Annotated in this window: 24 protein-coding genes and 1 pseudogene; 7 read left to right on the top strand and 18 right to left on the bottom strand. The window is 44.7% G+C overall.

The window, feature by feature from the left end; translation table 11 throughout:
* Window positions 1-624 precede the first annotated feature (624 nt).
* From BJP37_RS04615 to BJP37_RS43260, 3 genes are all read left to right on the top strand, one after another.
* Window positions 625-1,596, top strand: a complete 972-nt coding sequence (locus tag BJP37_RS04615; protein ID WP_075896851.1) for a CinA family protein — start codon at window positions 625-627, stop codon at window positions 1,594-1,596.
* Window positions 1,597-1,796: 200 nt separating this feature from the next.
* A complete protein-coding gene (locus BJP37_RS04610) occupies window positions 1,797-3,071 on the top strand; it encodes a glycosyltransferase (protein WP_075905755.1) in 1,275 nt (424 codons plus the stop codon).
* Window positions 3,037-3,159, top strand: coding sequence for a hypothetical protein (locus BJP37_RS43260; RefSeq protein ID WP_269086945.1), 123 nt, complete (start codon window positions 3,037-3,039; stop codon window positions 3,157-3,159). Before BJP37_RS04610 ends, BJP37_RS43260 begins: the two co-directional genes overlap by 35 nt.
* A gap of 68 nt (window positions 3,160-3,227) precedes the next feature.
* Here the strand turns inward: BJP37_RS43260 and BJP37_RS35630 are convergent, their stop codons facing one another.
* Together BJP37_RS35630 and BJP37_RS04600 are read right to left on the bottom strand one after the other, a co-directional pair.
* Window positions 3,228-3,524: a hypothetical protein gene (locus BJP37_RS35630; RefSeq protein WP_143727467.1), complete on the bottom strand. Its 297-nt coding sequence runs from the start codon at window positions 3,522-3,524 to the stop codon at window positions 3,228-3,230.
* Window positions 3,511-3,846: a XisI protein gene (locus BJP37_RS04600; protein WP_075905753.1), complete on the bottom strand. Its 336-nt coding sequence runs from the start codon at window positions 3,844-3,846 to the stop codon at window positions 3,511-3,513. The genes BJP37_RS35630 and BJP37_RS04600 overlap by 14 nt, the downstream gene beginning before the upstream one ends.
* 1 nt (window position 3,847) lies before the next feature.
* Between BJP37_RS04600 and BJP37_RS38480 the strand changes: the two genes are divergently transcribed.
* Window positions 3,848-3,988, top strand: coding sequence for a hypothetical protein (locus BJP37_RS38480; protein ID WP_158069418.1), 141 nt, complete (start codon window positions 3,848-3,850; stop codon window positions 3,986-3,988).
* Between the two features lie 494 nt (window positions 3,989-4,482).
* On the opposite strand, the gene BJP37_RS04595 is transcribed toward BJP37_RS38480, so the two are convergent.
* Window positions 4,483-4,857 (bottom strand): hypothetical protein, encoded by a 375-nt coding sequence (locus BJP37_RS04595; RefSeq protein WP_075896849.1) that lies wholly within the window; start codon window positions 4,855-4,857, stop codon window positions 4,483-4,485.
* Between BJP37_RS04595 and BJP37_RS04590 the strand changes: the two genes are divergently transcribed.
* On the top strand, window positions 4,856-4,972 hold the full coding sequence (locus tag BJP37_RS04590; RefSeq protein WP_075896847.1) for a photosystem II protein Y: 117 nt from the start codon (window positions 4,856-4,858) through the stop codon (window positions 4,970-4,972). The genes BJP37_RS04595 and BJP37_RS04590 overlap by 2 nt on opposite strands.
* Window positions 4,973-5,082: 110 nt before the next feature.
* On the opposite strand, the gene BJP37_RS04585 is transcribed toward BJP37_RS04590, so the two are convergent.
* From BJP37_RS04585 to BJP37_RS04555, 7 genes and pseudogenes are all read right to left on the bottom strand, one after another.
* Window positions 5,083-5,988, bottom strand: a complete 906-nt coding sequence (locus BJP37_RS04585) for a LysR family transcriptional regulator (RefSeq protein ID WP_075896845.1) — start codon at window positions 5,986-5,988, stop codon at window positions 5,083-5,085.
* A gap of 126 nt (window positions 5,989-6,114) precedes the next feature.
* Window positions 6,115-6,882: a beta-carboxysome assembly protein CcmO gene (gene ccmO, locus BJP37_RS04580; protein ID WP_075896843.1), complete on the bottom strand. Its 768-nt coding sequence runs from the start codon at window positions 6,880-6,882 to the stop codon at window positions 6,115-6,117.
* A 632-nt stretch (window positions 6,883-7,514) separates the two neighbouring features.
* Window positions 7,515-8,007 (bottom strand): annotated as a pseudogene (locus tag BJP37_RS04575) (transposase).
* Window positions 8,007-8,342, bottom strand: a complete 336-nt coding sequence (locus BJP37_RS40750) for a transposase (protein WP_198953956.1) — start codon at window positions 8,340-8,342, stop codon at window positions 8,007-8,009. The pseudogene BJP37_RS04575 and the gene BJP37_RS40750 overlap by 1 nt, the downstream one beginning before the upstream one ends.
* A gap of 641 nt (window positions 8,343-8,983) precedes the next feature.
* Window positions 8,984-9,109, bottom strand: coding sequence for a hypothetical protein (locus BJP37_RS43255; protein WP_269086944.1), 126 nt, complete (start codon window positions 9,107-9,109; stop codon window positions 8,984-8,986).
* Window positions 9,110-9,133: 24 nt separating this feature from the next.
* Window positions 9,134-9,463, bottom strand: coding sequence for a type II toxin-antitoxin system HicB family antitoxin (locus tag BJP37_RS04560; protein WP_075896839.1), 330 nt, complete (start codon window positions 9,461-9,463; stop codon window positions 9,134-9,136).
* Window positions 9,453-9,710 (bottom strand): toxin HicA, encoded by a 258-nt coding sequence (locus tag BJP37_RS04555; RefSeq protein WP_075905749.1) that lies wholly within the window; start codon window positions 9,708-9,710, stop codon window positions 9,453-9,455. Before BJP37_RS04555 ends, BJP37_RS04560 begins: the two co-directional genes overlap by 11 nt.
* A 40-nt stretch (window positions 9,711-9,750) precedes the next feature.
* Between BJP37_RS04555 and BJP37_RS43250 the strand changes: the two genes are divergently transcribed.
* Entirely contained in the window at window positions 9,751-9,882 is a 132-nt protein-coding gene (locus tag BJP37_RS43250) for a hypothetical protein (protein WP_269086943.1), read from the top strand.
* 52 nt (window positions 9,883-9,934) lie between these two features.
* On the opposite strand, the gene BJP37_RS04550 is transcribed toward BJP37_RS43250, so the two are convergent.
* Both BJP37_RS04550 and BJP37_RS35625 read right to left on the bottom strand, forming a co-directional pair.
* Window positions 9,935-10,297, bottom strand: a complete 363-nt coding sequence (locus BJP37_RS04550; protein WP_075896837.1) for a hypothetical protein — start codon at window positions 10,295-10,297, stop codon at window positions 9,935-9,937.
* Between the two features lie 29 nt (window positions 10,298-10,326).
* The gene (locus tag BJP37_RS35625; RefSeq protein WP_143727466.1) at window positions 10,327-10,518 is read right to left on the bottom strand and encodes a hypothetical protein; all 192 of its coding nucleotides are present in this window, start codon (window positions 10,516-10,518) and stop codon (window positions 10,327-10,329) included.
* 203 nt (window positions 10,519-10,721) lie between these two features.
* Between BJP37_RS35625 and BJP37_RS04545 the strand changes: the two genes are divergently transcribed.
* Window positions 10,722-11,294 (top strand): Uma2 family endonuclease, encoded by a 573-nt coding sequence (locus BJP37_RS04545; RefSeq protein ID WP_075896835.1) that lies wholly within the window; start codon window positions 10,722-10,724, stop codon window positions 11,292-11,294.
* Window positions 11,295-11,351: 57 nt separating this feature from the next.
* Here BJP37_RS04545 and BJP37_RS04540 read toward each other — a convergent pair whose 3' ends face one another.
* The 6 genes from BJP37_RS04540 to BJP37_RS04530 all read right to left on the bottom strand — a co-directional run bounded on the left by BJP37_RS04540 (window position 11,352) and on the right by BJP37_RS04530 (window position 15,863).
* Window positions 11,352-11,690, bottom strand: coding sequence for a hypothetical protein (locus BJP37_RS04540; protein WP_229415196.1), 339 nt, complete (start codon window positions 11,688-11,690; stop codon window positions 11,352-11,354).
* A gap of 493 nt (window positions 11,691-12,183) precedes the next feature.
* Window positions 12,184-12,393, bottom strand: a complete 210-nt coding sequence (locus BJP37_RS35620; RefSeq protein WP_158069417.1) for a hypothetical protein — start codon at window positions 12,391-12,393, stop codon at window positions 12,184-12,186.
* Entirely contained in the window at window positions 12,362-12,709 is a 348-nt protein-coding gene (locus BJP37_RS34205) for a hypothetical protein (RefSeq protein ID WP_081431069.1), read from the bottom strand. Before BJP37_RS34205 ends, BJP37_RS35620 begins: the two co-directional genes overlap by 32 nt.
* Window positions 12,706-13,035 (bottom strand): hypothetical protein, encoded by a 330-nt coding sequence (locus BJP37_RS34200; protein ID WP_143727464.1) that lies wholly within the window; start codon window positions 13,033-13,035, stop codon window positions 12,706-12,708. The genes BJP37_RS34205 and BJP37_RS34200 overlap by 4 nt, the downstream gene beginning before the upstream one ends.
* Window positions 12,990-13,253, bottom strand: coding sequence for a hypothetical protein (locus BJP37_RS34195; RefSeq protein ID WP_081431067.1), 264 nt, complete (start codon window positions 13,251-13,253; stop codon window positions 12,990-12,992). Before BJP37_RS34195 ends, BJP37_RS34200 begins: the two co-directional genes overlap by 46 nt.
* Before the next feature lie 456 nt (window positions 13,254-13,709).
* Window positions 13,710-15,863 carry a Tex family protein gene (locus tag BJP37_RS04530; protein ID WP_075896833.1) on the bottom strand — a complete coding sequence of 718 codons (2,154 nt, stop codon included), beginning with the start codon at window positions 15,861-15,863 and terminating at the stop codon, window positions 13,710-13,712.
* Window positions 15,864-16,107: the final 244 nt, after the last annotated feature.

Raw genomic sequence — 16,107 nt, 5'->3', positions numbered from 1 at the left:
GGGGATGGATAGCGAGACGACAAATTACAATAATTTGTGTTATAATAAAGTTGGTTGCTGACCCGCCTGACTGACTAAAAGGCTACCTTACAAATGGTCTGATATCCTATCAGTTTTAAGACCATTAGGTCTACAAAGTACTAGCTCCAGCTCAGGGTCAGAAGTTACCGCAAGAATAAGGCAGCCTTTATGGTTGGTCGGCTATGGGTAAAAGGGTTAAAACTTTATGATTAAGGCTGCCTTATTCTAAGGTTTCGTCTCCGGGAAGAGACTTGCCCCGGCTGGTTGACCATAGAGTCGTAATTCCAAGGTGAGTCTGTCGAAAAAAAAACTATACGTCTGCGGAAGGCGGATGTCTGCCTGTGGACGCTGAGTAAGACCAATTCCAGCAGGCGCGCGCCTCTGGTAGAGGCGTCGGCGGATGAAGCGGGAAGCCCAAAAGACGAATAAGACCGTCCCTGAACTGACCTGAGAATGGGAAGCCCCAACATCAGCGAACGCGCCCCGCGTGACCAAAGGTCAAGCAGGTTGGGGTACTTCACATAAAGACCAGCTGATACAACCCAAGAATTGATAGTGTAATCAAAGTCAATTCATCTATCGTTTGGAGAAAGACAGTCGAAAATGTCGAAAAATAAGGTTTTGATGGTACTGGTCTCGCTAATTTTACCCTTTCTGCTTGGTGTGCAAGTAGCAATGGCTGATACCAGCGACTCAGCTCAAACCTGCTTACGAGGGTTACTTTACATGGACAATGGTTGCACTACAGTAGATTATATGTCCATTGATTACACTCCTCTGATGAATGACAAAGCTGAAAGCTTTTTGAAAGAAATTAAGGCACGGCAGCTCAATGTTGTCACAGCGGAGTCTTTGACCAGTGGCATGATTATTTCCACAATTGTCAACATTCCCCTCTATGGCTCTTACACCTACGGTGGATTTTCTACCTATGATAGTGATGCTAAGCGCAAGATGCTCGGGGTCAAAAAAGGCGATGTTTATACAGAAACCACAGCTCGACAAATGGCTGCTGGTGCTTTGAAAAATAGTCGGGCGATGGTCTCCATTGCAGTTACCGGACACGCCGGACCGGTTGACAAAGATGAATTGGAAGACCTCGGTGTTGTTAACGCAGCAGTTTCTATTCGCACCACCTCTGAGAGCCAAGACAGTGACATCCAAGAACAGCCCATTGTCTTCAATACCAGGCACCGGCGCATGGCACTTTGCGATGGTGATGGATTGCCTATGACGGAAGTTGTGTGCCAACAATATCGTTCCGAAGCTGAGGCCGACCCTAATGGCTATGTATCTGCTCCAATCTTGTCCATGACCCGGAAATTGATTCGGCAAAATGTGGTGATTGAAGCTCTGGAACTGGCCCAACAACACCTCCAAAATTTTGTCTGTGCCAGCGACGGCGATAATGTCACTTGTAAAACTCTCGACTCCATGTGTCAAGAACCCTATGATGGCCGTTACATCAGGTACGGTGAACCAACTTGGGTGATCAAGGAGCACAGCGAGCGTTGTCGAGTGGGTATGGCAAAGAAAAGACGGAAAAGGGAACAGGGAACAGGGAACAGGCAGTAGCGATGCAGAGGTGCGACCCGTGGCGAATTTAATTCTTAATGGTAAGAACGCACCATTACGGTCATGGGCGAAACCCCCATGACCGCGCTGCATCAAGACGAGAGTAGGGAACAGGGAACAAAAATATCACAATTGATTCAGGTAACCTTATGCCGATCTCGGCTTTTCCTTCCGACTTCAGCAAAGAAGTCTCTGAACCTATGCATATATTTATCCTAACTCTCGGTTCCCGTGGCGATGTCCAGCCCTATGTGGCATTGGGCAAAGGTTTAAAAGCAGCAGGACATACCGTCACAGTCTGTACCAGTGCCAGTTTTGAATTATTCATCAGGGAGCATGGCTTAAGTTATGGCTATATGACCGATGAGATGATGAAGTTGATGAATTCAGATCAAGGTCGCGATGCCATGGAAAATACGACCAACCTCTGGGAAATCATCAAACTCACTCGCAAGTTATCTAAACAAGTTGCTCCCATGCAACGGATGATGCTTAAGGATACTTGGAATTCCGCACAACAAGCCAACCCTGATCTGATCATCTTCCACCCCAAAACCTATGGGGGCCCTCATTTTGCGGAAAAATTGGGCATTCCCGTGATCATGGCGGTTCCCTTGCCGATGCTGGTGCCTACCGCTGAATTTCCTAACATGGGCTTCCCGAAATGGCCTTTAGGGGGCTGGTATAACAAACTGACCTATCGCTTCGTCAATCGATTAATGGAGTTTTCAGCAGGCAAACCTGTTAAAGAGTGGCGAGCTAACCATGATTTGCCACCCCAACCCGGCAATTTTAATATTCTGCGTACCACGACGGGTGAACAGATTCCGGTTTTATATTGTTACAGTAAGTTTGTCTCCGATCAAGCTACGGACTGGCCTGAGAGTGTGGTAGCAACCGGCTACTGGTTTCTAGACCAACAAGATACATGGCAACCACCGGCTGAGTTACAGGATTTCCTTGATGCTGGTAATCCTCCGGTTTATGTGGGTTTTGGCAGTATGGCTGGACGAGATCCCCAGCGGCTGACGGAAATTGTGATTGAAGGGTTACAGCAAGCCAATGTGCGGGGGATTATTGCTACCGGTTGGGGTGGGTTGGCAGTGGGTGACTTGCCCGACAGCATTTTAAAAATTGACAGCGCTCCCCACGATTGGCTTTTCCCCCGTATGGCCGCAGTGGTGCATCATGGTGGGGCTGGGACTACTGCTGCTGGCTTACGGGCAGGTCGTCCCACTATCATTTGTCCCTTTTTTGGGGACCAACCCTTTTGGGGCGAGCGTGTTCATGCCCTTGGTGTCGGCAGTAAACCGATTCCCCAGAAGACATTGACTGCCGAGAAGCTGGCTACTGCTATCCGCGAAGTGACGACAAACCAGACCATTCGGCAAAATGCTGAAGCGTTGGGGAAACAAATCCGCGATGAAGATGGCATTGCTAATGCGATCGCTATTATTGAATCTCGATTGGGTTAGGATTTTAGGGAGTCGGGAGTCGGGAGTCGGGAGTCGGGAACAGGAGGGAGTCGGGAGTCGGGAACAGGAACCAGGGAGTAGGGAGTAGGGAGTAGGGAGTAGGGAAGAAAGAAGAGGGAATTGTTAATGGGATGGGTGGGTTATGAACGCACCCTACTACTGACTTCTTACTTGAATAACTATGGGATGCGATCGCATCAAGTTGCGGACTGACTGGTTAGCGCTGATGCGATCGCACTTTTTTGAGAATTGTCTTATTCCTCGGTTTATAGCGTTTCTCGCAGTTATGAGGTACAGTATTCTTTGACTTTGATTCCCTGTCTTGATCCAGCGCATCGCTATTCCCTGTTCCCTGTTCCCTGTTCCCTGTTCCCTGTTCCCTAAAATCCAGAAATTGTGTACCTCATAGCTATGATAATTGCTATATTTGTGATTTGGGTTATGCGATCGCATATCCAGTATGTTGACGTAAATGGGGAGGATGAAACGCGAGGACAATATGATCCTTTGGCACACCCGCCGCAACTAGTTCATCGGTAATGCCGTCTTCGATGCCATCATAATGAATCCAGAGTTTGCTCTGACGAATCTCAACATGGGTGACAACCCCATGGACTCTTTTTTTGCCCTTCCATCCTTCGTTAAACAGTAGGAAATGAGTACGCTCGGCATCAATAATGACATACTGCTTAATATCACCATAACTGTATGGGATAGCCGCATAGTCTTTGAGAATTTTTTCGACGGTATCTTGGTAGAATGTTACGGTATCCATTTTGACACTCCCCGCCCGCTTATGGACGGGGATTCTCACTTGGCCTATGGCCACGCTACGCGAACAGCGAGCTGTCTTGCTCACCCAAACCGGAGTCAGGGAGAGTAGAGGACAATTCTCCATGAGCGTGATTGATCAATGATCCAGGTTCCGGTGTGCCGGAAACGAAACCTTAGAAGAGTGGAGCCTTAATCAAAAAGGTTAAAACTTTTGACTCATAGCCGACTAACTATAAAGGCTCCACTCTTCTTACGGTAACTTCTAACCCCACCGTACCTTTTTTTTAGATCTTTTTTTTATATAGATAGATACTTTTTTTATCTAAATTTTTCATAGACGTTTAAGTCGTTGTCTTGATGCAGTCGCTCATGGGGGAAACCCCCAAGACCGCGCTGCATCGCTAGACTAAATTACGCAATATGTATCTGATACATATTTTTTACGTTGCCTACTTATGGTTAGATAGTATTTATCTAGTTTTTTAGTCTATTGTTTAGATTTTGAGGCTAGCATACCTAGTACAAACTGTCAAGGTAATTGTTTTCAAAAAAAGCCGTCCTATAAGGACGGGGCGCGATTACCCAAATTTTTTCGTAAAAACACGGAAAAACGCGGCAGTAGCAATCTAGTACATGATTAGCGTAACGCATGCGTAACTTTACGCATGTTTTCAACAAAACTCCTCTGGGAATGTGGTAAAATTAGCCTATGCAATAACCAAGCAATAACAGTATTAGGCTTGACATCCAGATCATCTTCTACAAGAGTGGGTAGCCTGTGAAAAGGTAACTGAGTAAAGCCATCAGTTTTAAATCTCCCGAAAATAACGGAGTAGAGCAACAAAGTTGTCACCTCAAATTCAATTTCAATATTAGGTTGGGTTCCAGCCGATTTGAAGCCTGTGGATAGGGTGCTGCCGACAGTCCTAGTTGAAACAGGAAGTAAACAGGCATCGTTGTGACGTTTTTGTCCGCGATGTTCACGTTTTATAGAACAGGACACTAGAACCATGGATTTACGTCTATTAATAGTCTTATTGCCTTTAGTCTTGGCAATAGGCTGGGTAGTTTACAATATTGGTGCGATCGCTATCAAGCAAGCTCAAAATTATTTGAATAAATCTTAATAAATCGCGCGTCAACGAATTGAGCAATAGTAGCTTTGCACAAAAGCACAATAGCCAGCTGTTCCGTCAAAAGGAGGATACAGCTGGTTTGCTTGAGCTATTGACCAATCTTATTTTTGGCAAATCAGTGGCTCTGAAGTCAATAGATAATCTAGAAAAGTACCAGCAACAATCGATAGTTGTTTGCTACGCGGATAGACAGCATACCAGTAACGCTCGATCGGAAAGTGTTCTACATCCAAAACCACCAGCTCAGAGTTAACCCCTTCCATAACTAAGGTATGACGAGATAATACAGAAATTCCTAAACCCCCTGCGATCGCTTGCTTAATTGCCTCATTACTCCCCAAATCCAGCCGCACCTTTGGTGAAATCTGGTGGTAATCGAATAGTTTTTGTACAGCTTTGCGTGTTCCCGAACCAGGCTCCCTCATAATAAAGGTTTCTTGAGCTAGACGTTTAAGGGGGATATTTTTTTCCTGAGCTAGAGGATGATCGACCCGTGCGATCACAACCAGGGGGTTTTCTTGCACTGGTTTATAGCAGGTCTCCTGGTTTTCCGGAAGCTGACTCATAATGTATAAGTCATCTAGATTCTCACTGAGACGACCAAGGATGTATTCGTGGTTGGTGACTTGGAGAGAAATATCAATGCCTGGATAACGCTGGCAAAACGGACCTAGTAAACGAGGAATAAAATATTTCGCAGTTGTAATCACTGCTAAGCGCAGACGCCCCTGTTTTAAACCTTTGAGATCTGCCACTTTCATCTCAAACTGGTCTAAATTCTCAAAGATATCGCGGCAGGTTTTAACTAGTGCCTCACCAACCTGGGTCAGGTAGATTCGCTTACCTACCTGGTCAAACAGAGGCATACCAACAACTTTGGTTAGCTGCTTCACCTGCATAGAGACAGTGGGTTGGGTGAGAAACAGTTCTTCTGCAGCTCGTGTAAAGCTGTGGTGCCGAGCGACTGCTTCAAAGACCCTTAACTGATGCAATGTGGCTTGCTTCAATGATATTACTCCTATGAGGATATAGATCTTAGTCTTTGACAGTCTTGAAAGTCAGGAGTAGGGAGTGGGAAATGGGGAAAAGGGAATTTCATGGTGTTCATGGTGGACTTTTTTCCATGGTAGCTATTATGAATCTTTGGTACGTATGGGTAAGTTTCTTAAATCTGGTAGTTCTACTAGCTCTTTTTCTGCTTCCTTTACCTTAACTGGTATTCTCAACGGTTGTGGTTGCTCCTCGATCAGGCAACTCGCTACTGGCAAGCTTTTCTCTAAATCTTCAAGAGGTCTAGGAATCACTGTCACAGCGGTTAGTTCACCAATACGCTGGGCTTCAGCCATTCCAACTTGTAAAGCAACTGCTACATCTGCCACACGACCCCGAATAATGGCAGTACATAAACCCGCCCCAATGGTTTCGTAGGCAGTAAGCTGTACATTGGCAGCTTTGAGCATGGCATCCGAGGCACCAACCATTGCTGGCAATCCCCTGGTTTCTAAAAGACCTAGGGCATGATTACTGACCCGGCTACGATGATTTTGGTTAACTTGATCGAGTAGGTGAACACCGATGGGAAATATCACTTCCAGGTTGGGAAGTGGTCGGGCAATGATGGTCGAGGAGAGCAACTCACCCTCTCGTTGAGCATAATCCTTACCCGATTCGACAGCAATTCGCACCTCAGCGATCGCTCCCCGCACAATGGCAGTGCAGTGACCACTACCAGTTTTTTCATAACCCACAAGGGTAACTTCTGCTGACTTGAGCATGGCGTCAGCAGTACTAACAATCACTGGAAAACTTAGAGTAGAGACTAAACCTAGGGAGGCTTGGTTAAACCGTTTTCTCTTTGTCAAGGGATCGTCAGGGACAAGCCCAGGTTTGTATAACTCCATCAGACAGAAGACCTCTCTTTGGTTGTCGGCTGTTAATTGTTGGCTTATATCAAGTTTAGAAAGTTAAGTGTTCAGCAGAAACCTACAAAGGTCAATCAAGAAGCAGCTCATGCCATTGGACTAGATGATTGGCATGGGTTTTGTCTGGGAGTAGTGTGCCGACCACCGGTATGATCTAGCATTTCTCAAATCGGTCAGGTAGACAGTTGCAGGGTTAATGGGAGTCGGGAGTCGGGAGTCGGGAGTCGGGAAGTCAGAAAAGGGATCCCTCCTAACCCCCCTTAATAAGGGGGGAACTTAATAAGGGGGGAACGAAAGTGGGAAAAAATCCTGTTAACCTCATTACTACGAAAACTGCTATAACTATAATTTATAATTACAATTAATTATACTAATAAAACTGTAGGCGAAACCGCTAGGACAACTAACTATAGAGCGTCACATTGAGGCATATGGGGTGGGTGTTGGCTTGAGACTCCCAACTTGTGTCCTTCTAGCTATCCCAAGGGCGTTCCTGCTAGCCATCAAAGTTCTGACAATTGGCTTTCGAGTCCTTTTTTCTATAGAACCTATTTGAGATCTTTTTAAGCAGTAGCTAATCTTTTCAACATCAGTCGAACAAAACACAAACCTTACTTGGTATTAGCATGCTCAAGAGTCCTTTCAAAATTCTTGACCAAACTCTTACATCTTTCCATCCACGAAGAACGTCCTTTCGATTACCCACCGCGCTTTTACTGGTACAAACCCAGTTTTCCCTTCTTTTTTCTTCTGAGCTTTGGATGGCTTAGCCGAAAGCTGAAATCTAATTTTGCTCATAATCTGAGGATAAATTTTCTCTAATTCCTGTGTCAGTTTTTCTGGGTGATATCCATGGTCAAGCAATATGGTAATTTTGGGAATATTGACAGGCTTGGATTTGAAGTAGTCGATGTTGTCCGACAACATTTCAATCAACCCAACATCGTCAGACACCGATGCTTTGGTGCAATGGCTAAAAAACGGAAAACCCAAAGTATCTACTGCTAAATGTCTTTTGATGCCATTGGTAGACTTGTAAAAACAAAATCCTTTGGAGGAGACACTGGCATTACAGGTGTTTTTGACTGCTTGGGAGTCAATCATCATGAGGGTTGTCCATTGCCCTTTTTTTTTACTTGCTCACGTACTCGACGATGTAGGATGTCCCTAAGGTTTTCAATTACTCCTTGTTCTCGCCACTGTTTGTAGTACCAAAACACTGTGGAATAAGGAGGTAAGTCTTTAGGTAAATCGCACCAATTACAACCATTCTTGAGTTGGTACAAGATACCATCTAATATCTGCCTCTTGCTCCACTTTGGTGGCCTAGTTTGCTTCTTTTTGGGCAACAGAGGCTCGATTATTTCCCATTCAAGATCACGCTCGACTGCTTGAGTACGGCATTTTTTACCTATTTTACTCCATAACAGAGATCTCAAATGGGTTCTATACCAGCAGGAAATTTAGATTCAATCACATAGAATTAAACCCTTGTTTATTTGATAGCGCTTATCCTAGTAATAAGGTAAACATAATTTTTTTTCGGTTACCTTTTACCTATTACCTAAACTCAAAAAGTAACCTCACCCTCACCCTAGTTAATAACTACTATATAAATACCCGTTGATGGAGCCGTAACTATGAGTAGTCTATCTCAACTTCAAAGCCGAAAACTTGGATTAATTGAATTAATTTGAATGGGGGTTGATGTTTATCTGAAAAATTTGAAGCCTATCCTACTGTTGTTTTGTACAATCTATTTCCCTTTGCTGATAATTTTGTCAGCTTTGAACCCGGAAAATCAAAATAACCCTTCAGGATTGTTTCTGGCTTTTTTTGTAGTTGTTTCTATTGTTATAGGTTTAGCAAGTTTGACTATTACATAGCCCTATCGCTGATTACAGAAAATTCTCTTCATGGAAGAGATACCAGTTATCAGAGTGCAGTCCAAAAAATCCTTACGGATTTAATTCCTATCGTTTGCCTACTTTTGATATTTTTAATTAACTTTTATATAGCGTTTCTAGGAATCATGAGGTACGAGAAACGCTATATGCTAGATCAAGCCGGTGACTTAAAATCAAGTTCTGTATTCGTCTAAATAACCGTCGTAGATGTAAAATTCTTCTTCAAAGCAATCTGGATTATCAACAGTCGTCTCTTCTGTTAAGTCTATTCCGTGATACTCTTCCTCTAGTTTTTTCATCTCTTCAATATGATGCTCGAATCCCTAGCTACATAGCTTCAAACTTATGTAACGGTTAAGACTTACTCCAGACTCAGCGGCTTTTATTGCCAATGAACGATGTTGCTCCGGTGGAATTCGTATTTGAAATTTACCGCTATATTTTTTCTCGGCAAGAGGTTGTGGAATAGCTTCTCCAGAGGTTTCCATGTCTTCGAGGACTTCTGCGACTAAACTACTAATCCCTTCTAAAGCAGCGATCAGAGATGTGTCAAGGTGAGAGAGACTGGGAAATTCTGCACACAATCCCACAAACTCCCCGTCTTCTTTTGACCATGTGATGCTGTAAGTGTAGTGTTGGTGATTAACTTTCATTACTGTCCTCCAACTTATCAATAGCCTCTAAGACTTGACGAACTTGATAAACTTTAGCCTTTCCACTCTTTCCCTTTTGAATATTGACACGAGGATTCCCTTTCCACGGCGTCTTATAAACAAGGTGAGAGGTTTTGTTGTGCCTAGCTTCACCAAAATAATGAGTACAGACTTTAACTAAATCAGCAAAACGAACATCACAGGGGTTATGCCGCATAGCGGCAACAATATCGTTTATTCGAGCCATCTGTTCACCCATAGTATCATTATTGATACTATAATGGTCAATGTCAAGACAACTTCCGAATGCCAACTTAACCCTCTTGTGTCACAATCGAGGGAATGTAAGCATTCAGCTAAAGACCTTTGGCCACGCTACGCGAACAGTGGTCAGCCGTCAGCTAATCAACGGGAGGTAGTAAACAAAGTTACGGGCTGGTACAGCTGCTTGAAAATCCCTGCTGGTTTTGCTCATTGAGCCTCAGTTTTCTTTAGCTTCAAAAATGCCCTAGCTTTGGCGATTCTGATAATATGCTCTAAATATTGATAATGTTGCCAGAGCTGTTCTTCTGCTGGAGTCAAACCCACTGTCCGATTTTTCTCTAAGAGGATAGATAGCTGAGATTGTAAGGCTTCTGAGGGCCGTAGAGCAATAATAGCTGATTCTGTAGGGAGACTTGCCAAAAATTCCAAAACTTCAGCCATACCGGAAAAACCTTCTTGAGGAATAGCATTAAATTCTCGCAATCCTAAGGCTAGGATTTCAGGTAGCTGATCACAAAAGGGTTGAAGCTGAGTTACTACTTCATCAGGTAGATCAAAGGTAACTTCCATTAGCTTTTCTTTCTGGGATTGTTATGGCTTTAAATCCATTCTAGTGATTCAATCATGGATGTAGGACTCTTTGAAATCCTGTAAAGGGCAGCTTTTAAGGCAGTCTGAATTGGCACTGATACTAAATAGTCTCCGCCTGCCGGGGATGAGGGATTGGGGATGTCGAGTTGGTCATCAATTCTCGAGTGCGATCGCATAGCGTGACCTACGGTCAATCGCATAAGCGCGGAAGCTTCCCTTCATCGCGTAGCGGCTCAATGGGCGCGCATCCCTTGTTCTCGATTCTTGTATGATTGTCCTATAGGAGAGACTTGACCACTATAGGGTACCGTGTAGGAATTGTGAGAATTTTTGATGCCATATTCGCTACTCCCTTTTCCCTACTCCCTGTTCCCTGTTCCCTGTTCCCTGTTCCCTTTGCTATATGACTCCTTTGGCATTAAATTTAGACACCATTGAGCTGACTGACGAACAGTTCTATCAGCTATGTCAGAATAACCGCGAGTTACAGTTTGAACGAACGGCCAAGGGAGAATTAATTATCATGCCACCTGTTGGCGGAGAGAGCGGCAATCGAGAAGCAGATTTAATTATTGATTTGGGAATTTGGAATCGGCAAACTGGTCTCGGTTATACTTTCAGTTCCTCCACTGTATTTAAGTTGCCCAATGGCGCAAATCGTTCTCCTGATTGCGCTTGGATTCAAAGGGAACGTTGGGAAGCCCTTACCCCAGAACAAAGACGCAAGTTTCCCCCGATTGTACCGGATTTTGTGATTGAGTTAAGGTCAGCAACGGATGATTTGGAAATGCTGCGTTCTAAGATGGGGGAATATAGGGATGTAGGGGTACAGTTGGGATGGTTGATTAATCCCCAACAGCAGCAAGTGGAAATTTATTGTCAAGGGCAAGAGGTAGTGGTGCGAAACCTTCCCACGGAATTATCTGCTGAGAATCTATTGCCTGGATTTAGGTTACGTTTACCCAGATACTTGTAGGGCGACAGGAATATAGGTTTTGCTCATTGAGCCTTAGCCTTTAGCTTCAAAAATGCCCTAGCTTTGGCGATTCTGACAATATGCTCTAAATATTGATAATGTTGCCATAGTTGTTCCTCGGCTGGAGTCAAACCTACTGTCCGATTTTTCTCTAAGAGAATAGATAACTGAGATTGTAAGGCTAGATTGTAAGGCTTCTGAGGGGCGTAGAGCAATAATAGCTGATTCTGTAGGGAGGCTTGCCAAAAATTCCCAGACTTCAGCCAGACCAGAAAAACCTTCTTGAGGAATAGCATTAAATTCTCGCAATCCTAAGGCTATAATTTGAGGTAGCTGATCACAAAAGGGTTGAAGCTGAGTGACAACTTCATCAGGTAGATCAAAGGTAACTTCCATTGGCTTTTCTTTCTGGGATTGTTATAACATTAAATCCATTTTAGTTATTCAATCATGGATGTAGGACTCAATTAAAATCGACTAGTTGTAGATTTTACCATGGGAGTATTAATCCTAGGATAAGCCATTCCATTACTGATAATTTAAACAGCTGCGTTACACTTTGTGATGCTGGTGGCGAAATATTGTGCAACATTAGCCTGGGACAGTATTTAGAGCTCATTGCTAGAAATGCGAGTACCAGGGAGAGGAATCCCTTGAACCCAAGCCAACAGAAGCGCTTTGATTGATAGCCGTTGCAGTCATGACATGTTGCAAATGGGTTTTGGCCAGTCCAAGGGTAGCGGCTGTGTCGGTAACATACGCCAGTAACAGCTTGAGAAATCGTTCCTTCAATGCCTGCCCGGAGGCCGTAGTATTTCCACCATTGTGGTGAGGCTTGCTGCTCACGGGCTTGTAGTAAAGCAAGTTGGCTGAGCTATAGGTTGTAAGGTCAAAGTCCGGGGAGCTTTGAGGGAGCGAGTACACAACTAAAGTACGGAACCATCAAGGGCATATGGATTTGGTAAACTCGATGGGTTTTAATGGGCGTATCTAGACGATTATCAAGACGTTCTAGCCAAGTGCGGGTTTGATGTCCCTCAGGGCAAGTGGCCTGCTGATTCTGCCAGTCAATTACATGGGCGAGAAAAGTCATAGGCATCCTCACGAGTCCCTTGCCAACTGGTGTCTGCTCTGACAGGTCCAATCAGCTCAATGCCATCATCGTTTTGGCTGGTGACCAGCAGCTGTGCATCCACATAGCCTGCATCCACAAAATGTTGGCTCGGTAACTTTGATTTTTGCGCTAAAGCCTGATGAATCATAGCAGTTTGTTCAACATCTTGGACTTGAGCTGGAGTAGTTTCGACATGAGTAATCAGGTGAACTTGGTTCGTTTCACAGGTTTCACCCTTGTTGTACCTTAGATCCAGTCCAAGACTCTGAGCGCAAAGTTCCAACCCGAGCATCACTTTCATAGGGGGAACTCAAACCCTCTCCAGGGGATGGCATTTCCTTTGGTGGGCGGAGTTTGATCTGTCCGTGGGTCTTCATCATACTGATAGACCCAATATTGACGCAGTTGTTCAACCTTGGGTAAACGGCGTAGGTGCTCTGGAGTTTCCTCAAGCCACAGACATTCGAGCAATTTCATCCCATCACGGCCAATTGGCTCCCCATCGGCGGTGCTGATGAGCTGCTTTTTGGGGAGACGATAATCGTCTATGACTTTGCCATAACGCTCTTTCCACTCAGGGTCTACCCAACGCAAGTAACCACTTTGGTTCTCTGAGGGCAAATACATATAGTGTTGCTCTGTTGCATTTCCCCCACTGCTTCTTGACGGTTGAGTTCTCGAAGGGTTGCAAGCACTTGGGTTGAGTCACTGCGTTGTTTAACTAATTCCTTAATCCATCCCCCTGCTTTGAGTTGGCTGAGTAAGTGATCTAATACTCTGTCTCCTGCACCTCCGTCTACCAGGCGATTGCGAAATTCACCCAAGCCCGTATGGTCACGCGCCACTATCTTCGTTCCTCCAAACCCAAGCAATATTTCCTGTTCTACCGACAAATGACTGCATCCGCTGCCTGACGGTCTGGTAAATTTTCCAGAAATTGCATAACCCTCACCAGGGCTAATTGTCCTGCACTAATCAATGACGAACCATGCTGCTTAACAAGTCCGCAAAGTATTGATCGTGATAAATCTCTGGGAGTTCATCCCTGAGCCAGATCTAGAGATTCCCTTGGGGAAATGCTGCTAGGGCTACCCGACGAGTAAGCTTCAGGAACACTGGCACCGATGGGCTTGACATCAAGCATTTCTCTTTCTCCTTTTAGCTCCCAACTCTTACCATATCGTCAATGCTTTTACTCATTTTTTTGTTAAGCAATATTTCGCCAGCAGCATCCGGGGTGGGCTGTCCCAACCTTGGCTACCAAGAAAATCAGAGCCCCCCTAACGCACCCTAAGCAACATTTAGCGCGATCGCATTGATAAACTAACCCGCTTCAGTTTTTCATTTACTTCCATTACCCGCACCTTGACCACCTGTCCCACTTTGACTATCTGTTTGGGATCCTCTACAAACCGGTCGGCTAGTTGGGAGATATGCACTAACCCATCTTGATGAACGCCGATATCTACGAAGGCTCCGAAGTTTACCACATTGGTGACAATTCCTTCTAATTCCATTCCAGGACTAAGGTCTTTGAGCTCATTTACGCCTTCTTTGAAGGTGGCGTACTTAAACTCAGCCCTGGGGTCTCGTCCTGGCTTTTCCAATTCCTGGACAATATCCTCTAGGGTTGGTAAGCCTATGGTATCTGTGACGTAACGGTTCAAATCTACTGATTTGAACCGTTCTGATCCTTGTTTAATCTTGGCTAGAGGTAACTGCAAATCCGATGCGATCGCTTTCACTACGGGATAACTCTCTGGATGCACAGCTGTGTTATCCAATGGATTATCCCCGTTGCGAATCCTTAGGAATCCTGCTGACTGCTCGAAGGCTTTTGGCCCTAGCTTTGGTACCTTAAGGATTTCCCGACGGTTTTTGAATGCACCTTGCTGATTGCGATAGGTCACAATATTATTAGCAATGGTCGGGGTAATCCCAGATACAAAGGTTAGCAGTTGAGCAGAAGCAGTGTTTAAATCTACTCCTACATAGTTTACACAACTTTCAACGGTGTCATCAAGTTTCTTCTTGAGCAATTTCTGATCAACATCGTGTTGGTACTGTCCCACACCAATGGATTTAGGGTCAATTTTGACCAACTCGGCTAAGGGGTCTTGTAAGCGTCTGCCAATACTAATCGCTCCTCTGACTGTGACATCTAAATCTGGAAACTCCTCTCGTGCTACCTCACTGGCGGAATAAATCGATGCCCCAGATTCATTCACCATTACTTTAATTGGTTTGCGCTCCATGGTTTTGAGGACTTCCGAGATAAACTCGTCTGTCTCACGAGAGGCTGTACCGTTACCAATGGCAATTAGCTCGATCTGGTAGGTTTCGATTAAATTCTTAATGGTTTTGGCAGCTTGTTCGCGCTTTTGGCTGCCTTGATGGGGAAACACTGGCTGGTATGTGATGTATTTAGCTGTCTCATCCAGGATAGCCACTTTACAACCAGTGCGGAAGCCTGGGTCTATGGCTAAGGTTGGTTTCATTCCTGCTGGAGCAGATAACAACAGTTCTCGGAGATTGGCTTCAAAGGTTTTAATGGACTCTGCATCAGCATAGGTTTTGCGATCGGCGCGTACTTCCGTAGTTAGGGAGGTTTTCATGAGCCGATTAAACCCATCTTTGAGCATGGTCTGGTAAAACTCTCGCAGTAGGGTAACCTTGGTGTGGATTTCCTCAGACTCTAGGTAGGACATAACATAGTCTTCATCAAAAGAGAGTTCCAGCTTTATTACTCCCTCAGCCTCACCCCTGAGCAGGGCTAACATATTGTGTGGCGCTACAGATTTCACTGGGATTTGGAACTCCCGGTACATTTCAAACTTAGTGGTACCTTCGGGATAATCCTTTTTAATCCGAGACACGAATACTCCCGATTTCAGGAAATAATCCCGCAAGTACGCTCGTAAGTGGGCTTTTTCAGCTACAGCTTCCGCTAAAATATCTGAGGCACCTTGAAGAACGTCCTCTACCGTATTGAGCTTATGGTCTGGGGAAATGTATTTAGCGGCTTCTTCAGATAAGGATACTGATTTAACTTCCGGAGTGTTCATCGACCCAATCCAGTCCGCTAAGGGGTCAAGTCCTTTCTCCCTCGCCATGGTTGCCCGAGTGCGTCGTTTCGGTTTATAGGGCAGGTAGAGGTCTTCCAATTCAGTCTTTTGCTGGCAAGCTTCGATCTTAGCCTTTAGTTCATCGGTGAGCTTACCCGCAGATGCGATCGCATTCAGGATTACTGACTTCCGTTGCTCAAGTTCCGTTAGATAAGTATGGCGCTCAGCTATGGTGCGTAGCTGAACTTCATCGAGAGAACCAGTCACCTCTTTACGGTAGCGAGCTATAAACGGAATAGTTGCCCCTTCAGCAAATAAAGACAGGGCATTCTCGATCTGAGTGGCGCTTAACGACAGTTCTTGGGCTAAGATTTGAGAAAAAGTGCTCATGTTACCAGGAAAAGCAGAAATTCAAATAAATTTGAAATAAATTTAAACTAGCAAATTGAGAACGGGAGCATGTCAAATTTGTAATTAGGTACATAGATCCCCCCTAACCCCCCTTAAAAAAGGGGGGAATTAGATTGAAAAGTCCCCCTTATTAAGGGGGATAATGGGGGATCTGAATCAGGGATTAACAAAACTGACATGCACCCATTGAGAACGGTATAGCGTTTTTATTTGAGATGTAAAC

Source organism: Moorena bouillonii PNG (genome assembly GCF_001942495.1).
In the GTDB taxonomy this organism is placed as follows: domain Bacteria; phylum Cyanobacteriota; class Cyanobacteriia; order Cyanobacteriales; family Coleofasciculaceae; genus Moorena; species Moorena bouillonii.
This window is presented reverse-complemented; position numbering and strand designations above follow the sequence as displayed.